This window comes from Streptomyces sp. NPDC029169 (assembly GCF_055563935.1).
On record NZ_JBVHXA010000001.1, the window covers coordinates 243,873 to 263,444 of the forward strand.

The 19,572-nt window shown below is 71.3% G+C and carries 13 protein-coding genes and 1 pseudogene; 5 read left to right on the forward strand and 9 right to left on the reverse strand.

The window, feature by feature from the left end; all coding sequences use genetic code 11:
* The first annotated feature begins 147 nt into the window (after positions 1-147).
* The 3 genes and pseudogenes from ACZ4VI_RS01020 (at position 148) to ACZ4VI_RS01030 (ending at position 3,066) form a co-directional block, all read left to right on the forward strand.
* Positions 148-1,329: pseudogene (locus tag ACZ4VI_RS01020) on the forward strand (Gfo/Idh/MocA family protein).
* Entirely contained in the window at positions 1,326-2,174 is an 849-nt protein-coding gene (locus ACZ4VI_RS01025) for a DUF6807 domain-containing protein (protein ID WP_467995435.1), read from the forward strand. The pseudogene ACZ4VI_RS01020 and the gene ACZ4VI_RS01025 overlap by 4 nt, the downstream one beginning before the upstream one ends.
* Positions 2,175-2,334: 160 nt before the next feature.
* The gene (locus ACZ4VI_RS01030; RefSeq protein ID WP_467995437.1) at positions 2,335-3,066 is read left to right on the forward strand and encodes a rhamnogalacturonan acetylesterase; all 732 of its coding nucleotides are present in this window, start codon (positions 2,335-2,337) and stop codon (positions 3,064-3,066) included.
* Positions 3,067-3,089: 23 nt separating this feature from the next.
* On the opposite strand, the gene ACZ4VI_RS01035 is transcribed toward ACZ4VI_RS01030, so the two are convergent.
* Positions 3,090-4,766, reverse strand: a complete 1,677-nt coding sequence (locus ACZ4VI_RS01035) for a rhamnogalacturonan lyase B N-terminal domain-containing protein (protein ID WP_467995439.1) — start codon at positions 4,764-4,766, stop codon at positions 3,090-3,092.
* A gap of 250 nt (positions 4,767-5,016) precedes the next feature.
* On the opposite strand from ACZ4VI_RS01035, the gene ACZ4VI_RS01040 reads away from it, so the two are divergent.
* Both ACZ4VI_RS01040 and ACZ4VI_RS01045 read left to right on the forward strand, forming a co-directional pair.
* Positions 5,017-7,917, forward strand: a complete 2,901-nt coding sequence (locus tag ACZ4VI_RS01040) for a glycoside hydrolase family 2 TIM barrel-domain containing protein (protein ID WP_467995441.1) — start codon at positions 5,017-5,019, stop codon at positions 7,915-7,917.
* Positions 7,914-9,095, forward strand: a complete 1,182-nt coding sequence (locus tag ACZ4VI_RS01045) for an MFS transporter (RefSeq protein ID WP_467995442.1) — start codon at positions 7,914-7,916, stop codon at positions 9,093-9,095. Before ACZ4VI_RS01040 ends, ACZ4VI_RS01045 begins: the two co-directional genes overlap by 4 nt.
* On the opposite strand, the gene ACZ4VI_RS01050 is transcribed toward ACZ4VI_RS01045, so the two are convergent.
* The 8 genes from ACZ4VI_RS01050 to ACZ4VI_RS01085 all read right to left on the reverse strand — a co-directional run bounded on the left by ACZ4VI_RS01050 (position 9,085) and on the right by ACZ4VI_RS01085 (position 19,455).
* Complete coding sequence (locus ACZ4VI_RS01050) at positions 9,085-10,134, reverse strand: rhamnogalacturonan acetylesterase (protein WP_467995443.1); 1,050 nt, start codon at positions 10,132-10,134, stop codon at positions 9,085-9,087. The genes ACZ4VI_RS01045 and ACZ4VI_RS01050 overlap by 11 nt on opposite strands.
* Before the next feature lie 17 nt (positions 10,135-10,151).
* Positions 10,152-12,881 carry an exo-rhamnogalacturonan lyase family protein gene (locus ACZ4VI_RS01055; RefSeq protein WP_467995445.1) on the reverse strand — a complete coding sequence of 910 codons (2,730 nt, stop codon included), beginning with the start codon at positions 12,879-12,881 and terminating at the stop codon, positions 10,152-10,154.
* 229 nt (positions 12,882-13,110) lie between these two features.
* A complete protein-coding gene (locus tag ACZ4VI_RS01060) occupies positions 13,111-13,698 on the reverse strand; it encodes a hypothetical protein (protein ID WP_467995447.1) in 588 nt (195 codons plus the stop codon).
* Complete coding sequence (locus ACZ4VI_RS01065; protein ID WP_467995449.1) at positions 13,695-14,630, reverse strand: carbohydrate ABC transporter permease; 936 nt, start codon at positions 14,628-14,630, stop codon at positions 13,695-13,697. The genes ACZ4VI_RS01060 and ACZ4VI_RS01065 overlap by 4 nt, the downstream gene beginning before the upstream one ends.
* Positions 14,627-15,688, reverse strand: coding sequence for a carbohydrate ABC transporter permease (locus ACZ4VI_RS01070; protein WP_467995450.1), 1,062 nt, complete (start codon positions 15,686-15,688; stop codon positions 14,627-14,629). Before ACZ4VI_RS01070 ends, ACZ4VI_RS01065 begins: the two co-directional genes overlap by 4 nt.
* A complete protein-coding gene (locus ACZ4VI_RS01075; protein ID WP_467995452.1) occupies positions 15,688-16,971 on the reverse strand; it encodes an ABC transporter substrate-binding protein in 1,284 nt (427 codons plus the stop codon). The genes ACZ4VI_RS01070 and ACZ4VI_RS01075 overlap by 1 nt, the downstream gene beginning before the upstream one ends.
* 159 nt (positions 16,972-17,130) lie before the next feature.
* Positions 17,131-18,663 (reverse strand): arabinosylfuranosidase ArfA, encoded by a 1,533-nt coding sequence (gene arfA, locus ACZ4VI_RS01080; RefSeq protein ID WP_467995453.1) that lies wholly within the window; start codon positions 18,661-18,663, stop codon positions 17,131-17,133.
* A gap of 84 nt (positions 18,664-18,747) precedes the next feature.
* Positions 18,748-19,455 carry a lysostaphin resistance A-like protein gene (locus ACZ4VI_RS01085; RefSeq protein WP_467995455.1) on the reverse strand — a complete coding sequence of 236 codons (708 nt, stop codon included), beginning with the start codon at positions 19,453-19,455 and terminating at the stop codon, positions 18,748-18,750.
* Positions 19,456-19,572 lie beyond the last annotated feature (117 nt).

Consider the following 19,572-nt stretch of genomic DNA (forward strand, 5'->3'; position numbering starts at 1 on the left):
CACCCCTGGCTGCTGGCTAGCTTCGACCGAGTGAACTGAATCGATTCATTGCGACTTTCGAGGTGGACATGCCCGATATCGCCGCGGTGAAGGCCGCGCTCGCCGTCCAGACGGACGGCACCACGACAGCGGCGGGGCGGTGAAGAGATGAGCACGACGCACCCGATACGTGGGCGCGAACCGCTCCCCCTCGTCCTCGCGGGCGCCCGCGGTCATGGCCGCAGTCACCTCCTCAACATCCTCCGGCTCGAAGAGCTCGGGCTCGTCCGCCTCGCCGGAATCTGCGAACTGCGCCCGCTCGACGCAGCCGAGCTGGACGGCGCCGGGAACCCGGAGCAGTCCGACGACTTCGAGGCGCTGCTCGCCTCCACCGGCGCCCGGATCGCCGTGCTCAGCACCCCGATCCAGACCCACACCGACATGACCCTGGCCGCCGCCCGGCACGGGGCGCACGTCCTCCTGGAGAAGCCGCCCGCCCCGTCGTACGCCGAGTTCCGCAGGATGACCGACGGCGTCGAGGCCGCCGGTGTGGCCTGTCAGATCGGCTTCCAGTCGCTCGGCTCTCACGCCGTGCCCGCGATCCGCCGAATGATCGAGGAGGGCGTGATCGGCGAGCTCGTGGGGGTCGGCGCGGCCGGGGCCTGGGTTCGCGACGAGGCCTACTTCCGGCGCGCCCCCTGAGCGGGGCGCCGCCGTCTGAACGGCTCCGACGTCGTCGACGGCGCGCTCACCAACCCACTCGCCCACGCGGTCGCGACCGCGCTCGCGCTCGCGGGCGCCACCCGGGCCGAGGACGTCGCGCACATACGGACGGAACTCCTGCGCGTGAATGCCATCGAGTCCGACGACACCTCGGCGGTACGGGTCGTGACCGCCGCCGGCACCCGGGTCACCGTGGCTGCCACGCTCTGCGCCGAGAGGCCGGCGGAGCCGTACGTCCTCGTGCACGGCACCCGAGGCCGGATCACCTTCTGGTACCTCCGGGACCGGGTCCTCGTGCGGCGGGACGGGCACAGCGGCCCGGTGGAGAAGGAATACGGGCGCACCGATCTGCTCGAGAACCTCGTCGCACACGTCATCGGCGGCGATCCGCTGTGGGTGCCCCCGGAGGCGACCGGCGCCTTCATGCGGGTCGTCGAGGCGGTACGGACCGCGCCCGACCCCCGCGAACTGCCCGCCGCCCACTGGCACACCGAGCCCGGCGAGAGCGCCCCGCGCCGGGTCGTCGACGGCATCGACGCCCTCGTCGACGCGAGCGCCGACTCCCTCCGGCTCTTCTCCGAACTCGGGGTCCCGTGGGCATCGTCGGCCCGGGCGGAGGCCCGATGAAGCCCACGGACGGAACCGTCGTCCTGCGCTGCGCCGGGCGGACCGTCGCCCACTACACCACGCGCCCCGCACTGCCCCCCGGCCACGCGCCCCGGCCGTATCTGCACCCCGTCACCACCCTGGCCGGACGGACCGTGACCGAGACGCTGCCCGAGGACCACCCGCACCACCTCGGGGCCGGCGTCGCCGTGCCCGATGTCGCCGGGTACGACTTCTGGGGCGGGCCGACCTTCGTACGCGGCCGTGGCTATGCCGAGCTCGACAACCACGGGGTCCAGCGGCACGACGGGTTCAAGCTGTGCGACCCGGACGGCTTCGTGGAGGAGCTGAGCTGGACGGCGGGCGGCGAGCGACTGCTTCGCGAGTACCGGACGGTGGCGGCCGCCGCCCTCACCGACTCGGCATGGGCACTCGACCTCACCTTCTCGCTCACCAACGTCTCGGGGCGCGACCTGTCGATCGGCAGCCCCGCCACCAACGGCCGACCGGACGCCGCCTACGGCGGCTTCTTCTGGCGCGCGCCCAAGGAGGCCCGCCCCGCGGTGGTCTTCGGCGCGGCGGGCGAAGGCGAGGAGGCCGTGCACGGCATCCGCGCCGACTGGGTGGCCCTCGCGGGCGGGGGCTGGACGCTGGTGTTCGCCGGGGCGACCGAGGCCACCCGGCGCGAACCGTGGTTCGTGCGCGCCGCCGAGTACCCGGGAGTCGGTTCCTCCCTCGCCCACGACGACCGGCTTCCGGTGGCCGCCGGCGAGACCCTGGTACGCCGAGTGGTCACCGTCGTCGCCGACGGCCGGCTCGACCGGGACGGGGCCGCCGCGCTGGTCCGCAAGGCGGTGACCGTGTGATCCATTGCGACGGCCGCCGGGGCCGGGGCCACCGGCGACCACCCGTGCGGGGCGCCCCTGAGCGGCGCCTCCGGCCGTCCTCGGCGACGCGTACGGTCTTCCCAACTCCCCCGCATCCACCCCCGAGAGACCCGCGAGACCCCGAGAGAGGAGAGCGACGATGACCGTCCTCGACCCTGCCCACCCCCGCCCCCGCGCCCTGTTCATCGCCGGAGACTCCACCGCCGCCCAGAAGTACGCCGACGCGGCCCCGGAGACCGGCTGGGGCATGGCCCTCCCCTTCTTCCTGAACGGGGAGACGCAGGTCGCCAACCACGCGATCAACGGTCGCAGTACCAGGACCTTCCTCGCCGAGGGCCGGTTCGACACGATCCTGGCGGCGATACGTCCCGGCGACCTGCTCCTCGTCCAGTTCGGCCACAACGACCAGTCCGACGACCCGACCCGCCACACGGACCCCTGGAGCGCGTACCAGGACAACCTGCGGGTGTACGTGGAGGGGGCGAGGTCCCGGGGCGCGCTGCCGGTCCTCGCCACCTCTGTGGAGCGGCGTCAGTTCGACTCGTCCGGCACCGCCCTGCGCACGCTCGGGGCGTACCCGGAGGCGATGCGCGAGGTGGCGAAGGAGACGGACGTACCGCTGCTCGACATCGAGGCCGCGTCGCTGGCCCTGTGGCAGGAACTCGGCCCGGAGGCCACGAAGAAGTACTTCCACTGGACTGCGACCGCGCAGGACAACACGCACTTCAACCCGCCGGGGGCGATCGCCGTGGCACGCCTTGTCGCGACGGCACTGGTACGCGCCGAGCTCCTCGCGCCCGGCGAGACGCGCCGTCTGGACGACGAGATCCCCGTCGACCGGATCACCTGGCCCGAGGCCGAGGAGGTCTGACGTACGGACGGCGCGTCACCGCATCACACAAGCAGGTCGATGCAGTCGATCGACGTGCCCGGGCTGAGGAAGCCGGTCCCGGTCGAGCCGCTGACGACGTTCAGCCGGAGCACGTTGTACTGGCTCGGGTCGGTCTTCCAGGCGCTCGCCGGGACGACGTAGGTGAAGGTGTGGTTGTTGCCCCGGTAGGAGCCGGTCGTGAGAGAGCGGGTCGACGGCTGGGTCGGCGGTGACGGGATCGCGGAGACCCAGTCGTTGACCGTCACCTGGGGGCGTCCGTTGAGGAGCGCCGTGGTGACCCCGATCCGGAGCGTGTGCGCGGCGGCGGCCTGGGCGGTCAGCCTGAAGTACACGAGGACGCCGTCGTTGACGTCCTTCCAGAGGTAGCAGGGGAAGGACGCGGACACGTCCGAGCCGCCGAGTACGACATTGCCGGTCCAGGCCGCCGCGCGGACGTCGGCGGGGTGGGCGTACGTCATGAGGGACGCGTTCTTGAACCCCCCTGGCGTGCCGTCCCAGTCGCCGATCCGCCAGATCGCGGGGGCGGTGCTCGGGTCGCCGGCCAGGGTGATCGTGTGCAGCGCTGTCGCGGTGCCGGCGGTGACCGTCACCGTGCCGGTGTGGACGGCGAGTTCGCCCTTGAAAACAGTGAGGGTGTACGTGCCGGGGAGCATGCCCTGGCAGGAGAAGGCGCCGGTCCCGGCGGCCGCGCGGGTCCAGTACTGGGCGTCGGCGTTGGCGAAGCCGACGGTGTACGGGTGGGCCGGGTCCATGCCCTTGAGCCCGACGCCGGCGACCCGGCCGCGACCCGCGGCACCGACCCAGCCCGCGATGCCCAGGCCGTCCACCCACGAGGTGTCGTGGTTCGCGGCGGACAGCGCGGGGTTGGGGGTGCCGCCGTCGGTGAACGCGAGGACGTACGGGCCCTGGAGACCGAAGCGCATGGGCTCCGTCTGGGACTGGTTGTAGTGGAGGATCTCGTAGAGGCCGACGCCGAGTTCGTTGGAGTGGCGGAGCAGGGAGCGGTAGAACGGACCGCCGGAGGCCTTCTCGTGGTTGGAGCGGACCATCCAGAGTCCGACCGTTCCGGTGGTGTAGCCGATGTGGTCGTAGTCCATGACGCGGAGCCCGGAGTAGTGCTTGGAGCGGGTCTGCCCGTCGGCCCGCTGCCAGACGTCCCCGGCCTCGATGACCGTGTCCGCGCCCTCGACCCACGCGTCGGGGCCCTCGTTGGGGAAGATCCCGGGCTTGAGGCGGACGATGTAGCGGGTGGCGGTGAAGGACGTGTCGGCCTTGTCGGTCCACAGATAGACGTTGTTCAGTCCGGCGCGGGCCGCGTAGTAGTGGCGGAGCGTGCCGTGGACGACGGTGACGAGGATGGTGGAGCCGGTCTGCCGGAGGGTGACGGTGGAGGCGCCGAGGCCGGACTCGACGTGCGAGTGCTTGCCTCCGTACCCCTCGTACTCCTTGCCCTTGTAGGCGAGGGAGGTGATGTCGCCGGTGGACTTGGAGACCTTGAGGACGAGCCCGGCGCCGGTGTCGATGACGTACTGGGTGCCGTCGTCGCTCCACCCGAACGCGGCCGCCGCGGCGGGCGCGGGGGCGAGTCCCCCGGTGGCGGCCAGGGCGGTCCCGGCCGCCGCCGCACCGAGGAGGGTGCGGCGGCGCAGGGGAAGTGACGGGTTGTCGTACGGATTCATGGGTGCGGCTCCTTCGGTGGTGTGTGGGGGTAGCCGTAGGTCGCCGCCGGACGGGCGAGGGTTGCCGGGACGCTTCGAAACGATTCAAATTCTTCGGCGACTTGTCCAGGCCGGGCGAGAAGAGTCCAAGGGTCCGGCGCCCGGCCGGGGTTGTGCGCGGGCCTGCGGCAGGGTGGGATGAATCGTGCGCACGGCAAGCGGTTTCTGCGGCCGATGCCCCTACTCCCCCTCTCTCTCCCACAGGAGGACCATGTCCGCCTCACCCTGGTACGAAGACGTCTCCCCCGGCCGCGGCACCCTCCCGCCCCGCGCCTGGTACGCGCGCTCGGACGCCACCTCCCTCTCCCTCGACGGCGACTGGGCCTTCCGTCTCTCGCCGGCCGCCGACACCGAGGACGAATCCTTCGCCGCCCCGGAGTTCGACGCGACCGGCTGGGACACGCTCGCCGTGCCGGGCCACTGGGTCCTCCAGGGCAAGGACGGCGCGTACGGGGGCCCGGCGTACACCAACATCGCGTACCCCTTCCCCGTGGACCCGCCGCGCGTCCCTTCCGAGAACCCCACCGGCGACCATCTGCGCCGCTTCGACCTGGCCGAGGACTGGCCGACGACGGGCGGGGCCGTCCTCCGCTTCGACGGGGTGGAGTCCTGCGCCCGGGTCTGGCTCAACGGCACGGAGCTCGGAGACTTCAAGGGCTCCCGGCTGGCCCACGAGTTCGCCGTGGGCCACCTGCTGCGTGCACGGGACAACGTGCTCGCCGTCCGCGTCCACCAGTGGTCCTCCGGCTCCTACCTGGAGGACCAGGACCAGTGGTGGCTGCCGGGGATCTTCCGGAACGTCACGCTGCTGCACCGGCCGGAGGGCGCCCCCGGCGACTTCTTCGTCCACGCCTCGTACGACCACACCGACGGCACGGGCAGTCTGCGCGTCGACTGCGATGTGCCCGGCCGGGTGACCGTGCCCGAGCTGGGGCTGGACCTCGCGACCGGCGAGACGGCCGTGGTCCCGGTCGAGCCGTGGAGCGCCGAGGTCCCCCGTCGGTACGAGGGCGAGCTGACGGCCGGCGGGGAGCGGATCCCGCTGCGGATCGGCTTCCGATCGGTGTACGTCGAGGACGGGGTCCTGAAGGTCAACGGACGCCGGATCCTCTTCCGGGGCGTGAACCGGCACGAGTTCCACCCGGAGCGCGGGCGGAGCCTGGACCTCGCGACCATGCGCGAGGACGTCGAGCTGATGAAACGTCACAACATCAACGCCGTCCGCACCTCCCACTATCCGCCGCACCCCGCCTTCCTCGACCTGTGCGACGCCTACGGCCTGTGGGTGATCGACGAGGGCGACCTGGAGACCCACGGCTTCGAGGACCTGGCCTGGCGGGGCAACCCGGTGGACGACGAGCGGTGGACCCCCGCCCTGCTCGACCGGGCGGCCCGGCTCGTCGAGCGGGACAAGAACCACCCCTCGGTGATCATGTGGTCGCTGGGCAACGAGTGCGGCACGGGCGCCGGTCTCACCGCCATGGCGGAGTGGATCCACGAGCGGGATCCGTCCCGGCCCGTGCACTACGAGGGCGACCGCTCCTGCCGCGACACCGACGTCTACTCGCGCATGTACCCGCCGCACGCGGAGGTCGAGGAGATCGGCCGGCGCGCCGACGAGGGCCCGGAGGCGCGCCGCGAACTCCCCTTCATCCTCTGCGAGTACGCGCACGCCATGGGCAACGGCCCGGGCGGACTGGCCGAGTACCAGCGACTCTTCGAGAAATACGAGCGCTGCCAGGGCGGCTTCGTCTGGGAGTGGATCGACCACGGCCTGGTCCACCCGGCGTACGGATACGGCTACGGCGGCGACTTCGGCGAGGAGCTGCACGACGGCAACTTCGTCTGCGACGGGCTGCTCTTCCCTGACCGGACGCCGTCGCCGGGTCTCCTCGAGTACAAGAAGGTGATCGAGCCGGTCCGGATCACCCCCGACGCCCCGGGCTCGGTTCTGGTGCACAACGGGTACGACGTGGCCGCCCTCGCGCATCTGGCCTTCACCTGGTCCTTCCTGGCCGACGGCGAGACCCTCGCCACCGGCCCCCTGGACGTCCCCGAACTGGCAGCGGGGCGGAGTGCGCGGGTCGCCCTTCCGGCCCCTCCCCCGCATCCCGAGGGGGCCGAGACGCTGTGGACGGTACGGGCGTCCCTCGCCGGCGACACCGCCTGGGCGCCGGCCGGGCACGAGATCGCGTGGGGACAGATCCCGGTCACCGGACCCGCGCCCGCGCCGCGCCCGGCGACCGGCGCGCGGCCCGTCCGGGAGGCGGGCCGGATCGTGCTCGGCCCCGGCGTGTTCGACGCCCGCACCGGCGAACCACTGGCGCTCGGCTCCCTCCCCGTCACCGGGCTCCGACTCGACGTGTGGCGGGCGCCCACGGACAACGACGAGGGAGCGCCCTGGCAGCCCGACATGCGCCACGGCGCCCTGTGGCGCGCGCTCGGCCTGCACCGGATGCAGCACCGCACCGACGAGGTGCGCGTCGACGGGGACGGCCTGACCGTGCGGTCACGGGTGGCGCCCGCCGCCCGCGACATCGGCCTGCGCACCACGTACCGCTGGACCTCGGACGGCGCGGCGCTGAGCCTCCGGGTCACCGTAGAGCCCGAGGGCGAATGGACGGTGCCGCTCCCCCGGCTCGGCGTCCGCCTCGGCCTGCCGGCCGCCCTGGACCAGGTGGTCTGGTACGGGGGCGGGCCCGGCGAGGCGTACCCCGACACCCGGGCCGCGGCCCGGCTCGGCCGCTGGGAGGCCACGGTCGACGCCCTCCAGACCCCGTACGTGCGCCCGCAGGAGAACGGGTCCCGGATCGACACCCGGTGGCTCGCGCTGAGCGACGGGACCGAAGGAGTACGGGTCGACGGCGCGCCGGCGTTCTGGTTCACGGCCCGTCGCTGGACGACCGAGCAGCTGGACGCGGCCGCCCACCGCACCGACCTCGTGCCCGGCGACACGCTCTGGGTGCACCTGGACCACGCCCAGCACGGCATCGGCTCCCAGTCCTGCGGACCGGGTGTGCTGCCCGAGCACCGGCTGGAGGCGGCCCCGGCCGACTTCTCCTTCACCTTCTCGGGCTTCGGTGACCAGGCCCGCACGAAGGACGCCGTGTGACCGCCACGGACGCCCGCCCCGTGGCCGACCGGCTCTTCAGCCGGCCGGCCACGGCGGCCTCCTACCTCGCCTTCGTCCTGATCGGCGCGCTCCAGTCGCTGTACGGCCCGGTGGTCCCGGCCCTGCGCGGCGCACACGGACTCGACGCGGCCTCGGCCGGCCTGGCCCTGAGCCTGCACTTCACGGGTGGCGTCATCGGGGTCCTGGGCTTCCACGCGGTCCACGCGCGGATCCGCAACCGGCACCTTCTGTTGGTGAGTTACGGCCTCATGGCAGTCGGCTCCGCGGGCTTCGCGCTCGCTCCGGGGTGGCCGTCGGCGCTCGTCGCCGCGTTCCTCGGCGGGCTCGGCTTCGGCGGGATCGACTACGGGCTCAACCAGCTGTTCGCCGTCGGCTTCGGGCAGCGCTCCCCGGCCATGCTCAACATCCTCAACGCGCACTTCGGGATCGGCGCGGTCCTCGGACCCGCGGTCCTCGCGGCGCTCGGCCCGGACCGGTGGGCGTACGCCTTCCTGGGCTGCGCCGTGCTCTCGGGCGCCCTGGTTCTGGGGACGCGGGGCGTCGCGGACAACGCTTCGGACATCGAGAAGCAGCCACGGGCCGATTCCCGGGCCAGGATGGGGGTGTCGCCGCTGTTCCTCGGATTCGTGGCCCTGTACGTGCTGAACGTCGGCGTCGAGGCGGGCGTGGGCGGTTGGGAGCCGACGCACCTGGAGACGGTCGGGTTCTCCGCCGCCGCAGCGGCCTCGGCGACCTCGGTGTACTGGCTGATGCTGACCGCGGGCCGGTTCCTCGTGGTGCCACTCGCCCTGCGGTATCCGCCGGAGCGCATCCTGACCGTGTGCGCGGCCGGGATGACGGGCTGTCTGCTGCTGGCCCTGGTGCCGGGGGCGGCGCCGGTCGCGTACGCCGGGGCGGGTCTGTTCATCGCCCCTGTCTTCCCGACGGGCCTGCCCTGGCTGCACCGGGCGCTGCCGACGGCCCGCAGCGCGGGAGCGTGGGTGATCGCGGCCTCCATGGTCGGCGGCGTGGCGGCTCCGCCACTGCTCGGCCTGGGCATCGAGGTGTGGGGGATCGGGGCGGTACCGGTGCTGCTCACCGTGCTGTCCGGGGCCGGCCTGGCGGTGACGGTCCGTCTGGCCCGCCAGGCGCGGCCCGGAGCAGCGATCAGCGGATGAGCGCGTCCGGGACGATGCCCCGGGCCCGCAGCTCCTCGGCGACGAGGGCCGCGTACTCGGTGGCCCCGCGTACCGAGGTGTGGGTGTTGTCCCGCTTCTCCGCCGTGAGGTAGAGCGCCTTGGAGGCCTCGGGACCCAGCTGCTCGACGCGTGCCTTGGTGAGGGCGGTGAGGTCGATCAGCGGGGTGCCGAGGGAGGCCGCCAGAGAACGGATCTCGGCGGGGTGGTCGACCCCGAGGCCGTTGACGAGCAGGGCGATCCCGTTGTTCAGGGTGCCGTCGGTGTTGAACCACCTGCGCACGATGGGGGTGACCAGGACGGGTTCGCCGCCCTTGGCCCGTACCCGCTCGACCAGGGTGGTCAGGTTGGCACGGTAGGTGGCCGCGTCCGTCTGCTTGTCGTTGTGGGCAAGCTGGATGAGCACGGGGTCGCCAGGGCGAATCTCCCCCTCGACCCGGTCGAAGAGGGCCGGGTTAGCAAGAAACGTCACAGTGCTCTCGCCGGAGTCGGCGTGGTTGGCGACCGCGATCCCGCGCCGCAGATGGACGGGGAGCATCTGGCCCCAGCCGGTGTACGGGGCGCCCGGCTGGTCGCAGACGGTCGAGTCCCCCACCAGGAAGAGGCGCCGGGCGGCGGGAGCGGGGGTGATCCGCAGCGAGCTCACGCGCGGGTCGGAGCCGCCGAGTACGAGGTCCAGGCCGGGGGTACCGGCCGCACCGGTGGGCTCGCCCTCGGGGTCGCGGACGTCGACGGTGAACGAGCGTCGGAGCCGCTCCCCCGCCTCTGTATGGGTCTCGTCGAGCAGGGCGCGCCGGGTCTCGCCGCTGAGGGAGGTGGAGCCGGCGGTGTCGCCGCCGAGGGTCACCGTCACGTCGTACGTGCCGGGGGCGACGTCGAAGTGGCAGGCGAGCGATCCCGTGTCGGTGGGGGCGCAGTGGTCGAGGCCCTGGCCGTAGGAACCGTCGGCGTGGGCGGCGGGTGCGGCGGCGAGCGCGCCGAGCAGGGTCGCCGCCGCGGCGACGAGGGCTGTCTTTCTCATCAGGCTGCTCCCGGTGGTCAGTTGGGCAGGTGGTCGCCGACGAGGGCGAGGTTCTGGATGGCGGCGAGGCCGTACAGGGCGGTGGTGTTGGTGCTGATCCACAGGTGCTCGTAGCCGGGTTCGAGGGCGTCGGAGCCCTGGACGGGCGTCTTGTCCCAGACCATGGCGGCGGTGTAGCCGTCGCTCTTGTCGAACTTGGCCCAGGCACGCTGGGCGAGCTTGGTGTCGTTCAACTGGGCCGCCGCGTAGGCGTCCTGCCGGGAATGCCCCTGGAAGAGAAGCAGAGTGCCGAAGTTCTGCCCGTAGCGGGCGGCCTGTTCGGCCTTGGTGGCGTTGAAGTAGCGGCAGTAGTCCAGCCAGGCGCTCTTGAACGCGGGCATGTCGATGAGATCGATGAGCTCGGCGCACATCTCGACGAGGCCGAACATGGCGGAAAGATGAGAGACACCGACCACCGGCTTGTCGGCAATCGCAAAACGCCCGGTGTCGAGGTCGTAGAGGCCGGTGCCCTGGACGAAGCCGTTGGGCTGGGCGGCGATGGTCTCCATGGTGGACCGCAGCCGCGCCTCGGCCTTGGCGGCCTTCGGCCCGCCACGCTCCCACTCGGTGAGCCAGGCCGCGGCGAGCCCGCTCCAGTCCGTACCGAACCCGATCGAGAGGGCATGCCGGTCGGGCGTGTAGGGCGCGGTACGGATCTTCCGGATGGGGTCGAGGACGAGGAAGGTCTCATCCGAATCGACCAGGTCGTGCATGAGGTCACCGACGCGTTCGTCGGCGGTGAGGAAGTAGTAGGGCCGGCGATACACAGCCGTGGAGATCCGCTGCTGCTTCGCACTGTCGGCGAAGTGCTGGACGCCATGCCGGGTGCCGAGGCCGGCCCAGGTGCCGAGGTGGTAGACGTCGACCTCGCCGGTATGACGGGTCATGGCCTCGGCGAAACGGAAGACTTCCGCGCGGCCGGAGCGCAGATAGGCGTACCAGAGCCACAGGTCGGGCGAGAGCTCGGAGTTGTCCCAGGCGTAGCCGCCGACGTCGTACCGCCACTGGTGCCGGTCCTCGTCGTAGGTGTGCATGATGTCGCCGTAGTCCCAGAAGCCGTACCAACGGCGCTGCTCCGCCTGGTCCTTGTAGTAGGTGAACAGGTAGTCGAGATGGTCCTCGATCTTCGCCTTGGCGGGGGTGGAGCGGTCGACGGGCGAGAAGAGTCCGCCGAGGACACGGGCGTGGACGAGGTCCTCGGGGGCGACGGCGAGCTGCGGCGGGGTACGCACGGCGGCAGCCTGGGCGACGAGGACGTCGGCGGCAGGAGTCGCAGCATTGGCCCAGAACATCAACTCGCTGGTGCGGGCGATGCCGTAAGGGGTACCGAACCCGGGCTCGTGGTCCTCGTACGTGATGTTGAGACCTTCGAGCTGCTCAGCGTACGTGTCCTGCCCCATGCCGTCGTGGTAGAAGCGCAGGTCCATGGGCTGGGCCTCGGGCGACCACAGCCACAGCGTCACCTCGGCCTCGTCTCCGGCGGCGCCGCGGATGTCGAGCTGGGCGGGGTGCTTCTGCCAGAAGTCCCGCAGCCCGAAGGAAAGCCCACCGCTCACACCGCCGACATAGCCGAAGCCGCTCGCCCGCCGGCCTCCTCCGGCCGGGATCCAGCCGTGACCCGCCTTGGTGCGCTTGCGCAGGGTGAAGCCGTCGGCGGAGAGCTGGGAGAGGGTGTAGTCGCCCCAGGTAGGGATGTACTGCAGCCGACTGGTGACGCGCTGGTCCCAAGTTGCGGGATCGGGCAGCTTCTCGCCCCTGACCTGCGCCTTGCGGACGGCGGCGCCGGGGTCGCGGCGCAGACCGGTGATGCCCTTCACGGCCTCGGTGAGGAACCCGTCGCCCTCGCCGGCGATGCGAACGTGCCGGTCGTAGTGGGCGTCGCGCAGAGGCACGCTGAAGCGGACGCCAAGCCCGCGGATGAAGTCCTTGTTCTGATCCCCGTCATAAGTGATCGTATGGATCATCCTGAAGGACTCGGACCCCGCATAGAAATAGAGACGCACACAGAACGGCAGCCAACTGCGGCTCCCCTTACGGTGCTTGCCATCGATCCGGACCACGGCCCGGACGGGTCCGCGCTGTTCGACGACGGCTCCCGAAATCTCACCGTCGAACCGCTCCCACTTGGCGTTGCCCTGGTCGCCGTCGTCGAGGTCGCTCTGCCGGAGCAGGACGAGCCGGCCGTCGGTGGCGATCTTCACGCCGTCGCGGGTCACGGACTCGACGAGCTTGCCACCGTCCTTGGAAACAACGACACGAACGACACCACTGTCGACAGTGATCCGACGCTCGGTCTCGCTGACGGCGACCGTCTTCGCCCCCGTCACAGCGGTGCCGGGCGCAAGGGAGAACAGCTCAACTCCGGCAGCCGCTCCGGGCCCGACGGCATGGGCGGTCCACTTGAGCGAACCGTCGGGCCATCTGGCGGTGGTCCAGGTCTGTACGGGGACGGGGGCGCCGTCGACGGTCGTGAGGGCGAACTCCTGATCGGCGGGATGAACACCCTTGGGCCAGGCGGCGCCGAAGGTCGACCCACCGGCGGCCCCGAGCCCGCCGGGCTCCAACCAACGAACGGTGGCGGGCCGACCGGGATCGGCGGCGGGCGCGGCTGCGTATGCCCGGTCGCGCCCGAGCACCCAGCTGAACTGCGCGGCGGCACCGGCCACGGCGGCGGCCCTGAGAAGAGAGCGGCGGGGTATGGCGGACATGAACGGTCCTTTCGACGGAAGACGAACGGGAGCGGGGGACGCGCAGGGGGCCGCGTTCGGGACGTAAAGCGTGATTTGTGGCGCGCCAAGGGCGTTCAGTGGGCGAGGGCCGGATCCGCGCCGTAAATCATGCAGTCCCGAATGCGGACCCCGGAGCGGCCCACGCGGACCCCGGACCGGGAACCCGGGCGCGACGAATCGGGCCCCCGGTCCGGGGGGTATGCAGAGGTCAGACGATGAGCGGCTCGGCGGCGGAAACCCGCCGCTCCGCCGCAAGCGCCGCGGCAACAACGACGCCCAGGGCCGGGACGCCCAGCGGGCCGGAGAACCAGGCGGAGGCGGCGATCACAGCCAGGCCGCAGACGACCAGGAAGGAACCCGCCGGGTCACGCAGGGCGCGACGGCCGGCGGCCGGAAGCAGACGGCGCCAGCCGACGCCGCCCGGGCGCCAGGCCGTCGCCGCCCGCAGGACGGTGACGACCAGCCAGAGCGCCGCCACGACCCCGAGGGCGCCCGCCAGGCGTCCGCCGGGGATCGGCACCGCCCGGACCAGCGTGAGGTCCACCCACAGGAGGGCGAGCGAAGCCCAGAACCCGAGCCCCACGAGCCACCCGCCGCCCCGTACCGCCGCGCGCAGATCCGCGGCGAAGGTCCGCAGACCGGTCTCCTCGTCCTCCGTCCAGCGCCGCAGGTGCCCCGCGCCGGCGGCCAGCGCCGCCGGCAGCGTGACCAGCGGAAGCGCGGCGACCGCGATCCACACCCCCACGAGGAGGCACTCGGCGAAGACCCCGAAGCGGGCCAGGAAGCGGTCCCTCATCCCTTGAGGCCCGACGTCGCCATGCCGTCGATCAGGTACCGCTGGAAGGCGACGAAGAACGCCACCACCGGCAGCAGCGCCACCAGCGACATCGCGATCATGCCGCCGTAGTTGGCGACGCCGTCCTGGTCGACGAACATCTTCAGACCGAGCGAGACCGTGTACTTCTCGGGCTCGTTGAGGTAGATCAGCGGACCCATGAAGTCGTTCCACGCGTTGATGAACGTGAAGATCGCGCTGGTGATGAGCGCCGGCCGGCACAGCGGAAGCACGATCGACCAGTAGATCCTCAAGTGCCCGCAGCCGTCCAAGCGCGCCGCCTCGTCCAGCTCCCTCGGCAGTCCGCGCATGAACTGAAGCGTGAGGAAGACGAAGAAAGCGTCCGTGGCGAGGTACTTGCCGAGCAGCAACGGCGTGTAGGTGTTGATGAGTTCGAGCTTCTGGTACAGCACGTACTGCGGGATAAGCAGCACGTGGTACGGCAGCAGGAGCGTGCCGATCATCAGCGTGAACAGCAGCCCCCGGCCCGCGAAGCCGACCTTGGCGAAGGCGTACGCGGCGAGCGAGCTGGAGAGCAGCACGCCGATGACCGAACCGACCGCGAGGAGGAGCGAGTTGGAGAAGAAGGTGGAGATGGGGATGTCGGCGATGCCGTCGGTGAGCCGGCGGTAGTTGTCGGTGATGGGCTCGGTCGGGAAGAGCTCCAGGCTGCCGACGATCTCGTCGTTCGGCTTGAAGGATCCGCCGATCACCCACACCACCGGGTAGAGGACGACCGCGAGGACGGCAAGCGCCCCGACGTGCCAGGCGAGGGAGCCGGCCCGGCGCTGAGGGCCGCCCCGGCGCGCGGAGCCGGTCCGCGGCCCGGTAGGGGGAGTCGTCCGCGCCCCGGTAGGGGGAGCCGTGTGCGCCCCTGTACGTGCGAGGCTCATCGGCCTCCCTCCTCATAGTGCACCCAGCGTCGCTGGGACCAGAACAGGACGGCCGTGACGAGGGCGACGGCGAGCAGCAGCATCCAGGCCATCGCCGAGGCCAGCCCCATCCGGCTGTTCTCGAAGCCCTGGATGTAGAGGTAGCAGGTGTAGACGAGGGTGCCGTCGGCCGGGCCGCAGGCGTTGCCCTGGCTGCCGATGATGTAGGCGGAGCCGAAGATCTGGAAGGAGTGGATCGTCTCCAGGAGCACGTTGAAGAAGAGCACGGGGGAGATCATCGGCAGGGTGATGCTCCAGAATCTCCGCCACGGGCCCGCGCCGTCGACCTCGGCCGCCTCGTACAGCTCGCGCGGCACCTGCTTGAGTCCGGCGAGGAAGATGACCATCGGGGCGCCGAACTGCCAGACGGTCAGGCCGATCAGGGCGTAGATGATCCGGTCGGGGTCGCCGATCCAGCCGCCGGCGTCCATGCCGAGGGCCTGCTGGGCGCGGTCGACGGCGGCGCCGTCGGAGAAGAGCGCGCGCCAGACGATGGCGATCGAGACGCTGGCCCCGATGAGCGAGGGGGCGTAGAACGCGGCCCGGTAGAAGCCCTGTCCGCGCCGGCTCTGGTTGAGCAGCAGGGCCACGCCGAGGGCCGCGGCCAGCTTCAGCGGGGTGCCGATGACCACGTACCAGCCGGTGACCTCGACGGAGGTGCGCCAGCGGGGGTCGCCGAACATCTCGGTGAAGTTGTCGAGGCCGATCCACTTCGGGGCGTCGAAGAGGTTGTAGTCGGTGAAGGCGAAGTAGAGCGAGGCGACCATGGGTCCCGCGGTGAGCAGCAGGAAGCCCGCGATCCAGGGGGACATGAAGAGGTAGCCGGCGAGGTTCTCACGGCGGGCGGTGGCGGACCGCGTGGCGCGGCCCGCCCGGCGACGACGGTCCACCCGGGGCGGACGCCCGCCGCCGGACGGGGAGTCCGCGCGGGCGGGCTTCCCGTCCGGGAGGGCGGGCGTCGCCGGGCCGGTCGCCGGCCCGGTCGCGGGGTTCGGTGCGGAGGTCACGGCGGCGTCCATCAGGAGGAGAGCGCCGTCTTCGCCTCGGTGAAGTACTGCTTCACCGCATCCGCGACGGGCCGCTTGCCCAGGGACATCTCCTCGGAGAGCCGCAGGAAGGCGGACTCGCAGACGTCGGCGCCGGCCGGGTGCGGCGTGATCGGTTCCAGGACGCGGGACTCGACGAGCTGCTTCTCGTACGCGGCGATCTGCTTGCCGACCGGGTCGGCGGGCACGTACGCCTGGTACTGGGCCTCGGTGGCCGGGACGCCCCGGTCGTAGCCCATGATCTTGCCGACCTCGGGGTCGTGGACCATGAAGTCGATGAACTGGGCCACTTCCTTGGGGTGCTTGGTGCGGCGCGAGCCGCTGAGCATCAGAGAGCCGAGGTACTGGCCCGTCTTGCGGCCGTCCGTGGTGGGTATGGGGGCGAGTCCGTACTGGCTCTTGCCCTCGGAGGTGTAGCGGACGGCGAAGTTGTCCCAGGTGAACTCGCATCCGGCGAGTTCGGCCGTGACCGCCGACTTGGGCTTGGCCTGGATGGTCTTCCTCGGGTCGGCGTAGACGCCGGACTTCACGCGGTCGTACGCCTTGGCCCACCAGTCCGTCAGATCGGCCTCGCTGAAGCCGAGTCCGGAGGTGGTGAAGAAGGCTTTGCCGTGCTGGCGCAGGTAGAGGTCGTACAGGTACATGATCCCGTACGGGCCCGCGTCGCCGGCCCGGCCCTGAGTGTCCTGGATCTTGGCCAGGGCCGCGTGGTACTCGTCCCAGGTCCAGCCGGGCTTCGGGGTGACGCCGGCCTTGGTGAACACGGCCTGGTCGACGACGAGGGCCATCGAGTTGCTGCCGACGGGGATGCCGAGCAGCTTGCCGTCGACGTCGCCGAACTTCTCGAGTCCGGCCCGGAATCCGTCGAGGCGGAGGTGCCCGGCCTCGACCTGCTCGCGCAGGTCGAGGAGGACGTTCTTCTTGTCGTACTTGCGCAGGAAGCCGATGGCGTTCTGGAAGACGTCCGGCGGATTCCCGCCCGACGCCTGGGTGTTGAACTTCTTCCAGAAGTCGGCGTAGGGCTGGAAGTCGGTCTTGATCTTGATCTTCGGGTACTTCTTCTCGAAGAGGGCGATCGACTGGTTGATCCGCTTGGCCCGGTCGTCGGAGCCCCACCAGGCATACCGGAGGGTGACGGTTCCGTCCCCTGAGCCGGAGCCGGTGCCACAGCCCGCCGCGGTCAGGCCGACAGCCGCCAATGAGCCGCCCGCTACCTTCAGCAGACTCCGACGGTCAACAGTGCCTTGAGTACGCACAGTTCGTCCTCCGCGCGTGTGATTAGAACGTTTCAGGAAAGCGCTTGCTGAGACAAGGTAGGGTCGCCCGTCAGCCACGTCAACGTTTCGGACAAGATCTCCTGAAGCGCTCCACGGGCCGACACCCCAGCCCGTGATGAAAGGATTCAAACGAACGGGTCAGGCCAGCCGGACGACGTTCCAGGACATCGGCTCCAGGACCGCCCGCAGCCGTCCGTCCTCGACGGTGGCGCCCTGGACGGCGTGCGGCACGACCCGCTCCGGCGCGTCGAGCGTGTTGCGGGCCTCGGGATCCGCGTCGGCGAGCGCGGTGTGCTCCACCACCCGGCTCACGTCGAGACCGCGCAGCGCCACCTCCAGAGGCAGCGGCGCGTGGCGGTCGCGGTTCACGGCGAAGAGGGTCACTGCCCCGTCCTCGCCGCGCACGGCCGTGGCATGCAGCAGCGGTACGTCCCCGTACCGCTGCGTGGCGTACGTGGGCGCGTCCACCCGCACGTCGAGCACCGTGCCGCGGCCGTACCGCGAGGCCTGCGCGAAGGGGAAGAAGGTGGTCTGGCGCCAGGCGGGGCCGCCGGGCTCGGTCATGATCGGGGCGATCACGTTGACGAGTTGGGCGAGACAGGCCACGGCGATCCGGTCGGCGTGGCGGAGCAGGGCGATCAGGAGGGTGCCGAGGACGACGGCGTCGGTGACCGTGTAGACGTCCTCCAGGAGGCGGGGCGCCTCCTGCCAGTCCTCCACCGGGTGCGGACTGGGCCGGCGCTGGTACCAGACGTTCCACTCGTCGAAGGAGAGGGTGAGCCGTTTCGGGGACTTGAGCCGGGCGCCGACGTGGTCGCAGGTGGCGATCACCTCCCGGATGAAGGCCTCCATGTGGACGGCGGACGCGAGGAAGGAGTCCCGGTCGCCGTCCAGTTCCTCGTAGTAGGCGTGCAGCGAGACGTGGTCGACGACCTCGTACGTCTCCGCCAGGACGGTCGCCTCCCAGGCGGCGAAGGTGGGCAGGTCGCGGGCCGAGCTGCCGCAGACGACGAGTTCGAGACCGGGGTCGATCTGCCGCAGTGCGCGAGCGGTCTGGGCGGCGAGCCGGCCGTACTCCGCCGCGGTCTTCTGCCCGGTCTGCCAGGTGCCGTCCATCTCGTTGCCGAGGCACCAGAGGCGGATGCCGAAGGGGTCCTTGTCGCCGTGGGCGATCCGGCGGTCGGAGAGCTCGGTGCCGCCGGGGTGGTTGGCGTACTCGAGGAGGTCCATGGCCTCCGCGATGCCACGGGTGCCGAGATTGACCGCCATCATCGGCTCGGCCTGCGGTCCGGTCTTGCGCAGGAAGGCCATGAACTCGCTCAGTCCGAAGCGGTTGCTCTCGGTGGAACGCCAGGCGACGTCGAGCCGGCGCGGCCGCTCTTCGACCGGACCGACGCCGTCCTCCCAGCGGTACCCGGAGACGAAGTTGCCGCCGGGGTAGCGCACGGCGGTGACGCCGAGCTCGCGGACGAGCTCCAGGACGTCGGTGCGCAGTCCGTCCTCGTCGGCGGCGGGGTGGCCCGGCTCGTGGATGCCGGTGTAGACGCAGCGCCCGAGGTGCTCCACGAAGGATCCGTAGAGGCGCGGATCGACGGGGCCGACGGTGAAGTCGGGATCAAGGGTGAAACGAGCGGTGCGAGTGGCACGTTCGGTGCGCTCGGTGCGGGGCACGCGATTCCCTCTCGTTCGATATTTCGGCCAACGGCCGTGTGTCCGAACGAAAACGTAGGAGCGGAGTCTCCGGACGTCAATGGATCAACAGCAGTCGGTTGAGCCCCACCAACGTCCCGCCGCCCAAGCCAGCACGTACCCCGTGCTGTTCAGCGCGCAGTGCAGCGCCACGGGCGGAATCAGGCTGCCCGATCGGCGGCGGAGTTCGCAGAGCAGCACCCCGGCAAGGGCAGTGCCGACGACAGCCGTCGCCACCGACAGGGCCACGCCGGCGGGGCCGGTGCCGAAAACCGCCGCGGCCGCCGCGTTTGCACGGGTCAACCCGCGTGACGGCAGGACGTGCCAAAGGCCGAAGAGGAAGGAGGAGAGGGCCGTCGCCCGGAGGTGGCCCCACCGTCGTTCCGCCATGGCCCACAGCACACCGCGGAAGGCGAGCTCCTCCAGCAGCACCGTGCCGAGCGGCACTCGGACCAGCACGTGGTACGCCAGCCCCGTCGCGGTCAGCCTCGTGGCACGCTCGTCCTGGAAGGCCTCCCGGGTGAACGGCACGGCGATCCCCACCAGGAACACCATGACGACGGCCGCGGCCAGGATCAGCCCCCAGCGCAGTCCGCGGCGGACGGAGTCCCTGCCGAGCCCCAGATCGTCCGCCGTCAGGCCGGAGCGCTGGGCGATCAGCACGAGAAGGACTGTCGTCGTGACGCAGACGGGCACGTAAAGGCCGGGTGCCAGCCGGTTGATGACCGCGTTCGCGACGGCAAGGACCGAGACGACAAGGAGCAGCATCCGCATGGTCGCCCCAGGATCGCCGATCGACCCGCGCGACGGCCCCGCAACGCGCCGCCGCCGCCTTGATGTCATGCCGGCGAGAGGCCGTGCCGCGGGCCGGTGAACGCAGCCCGAGGCAGG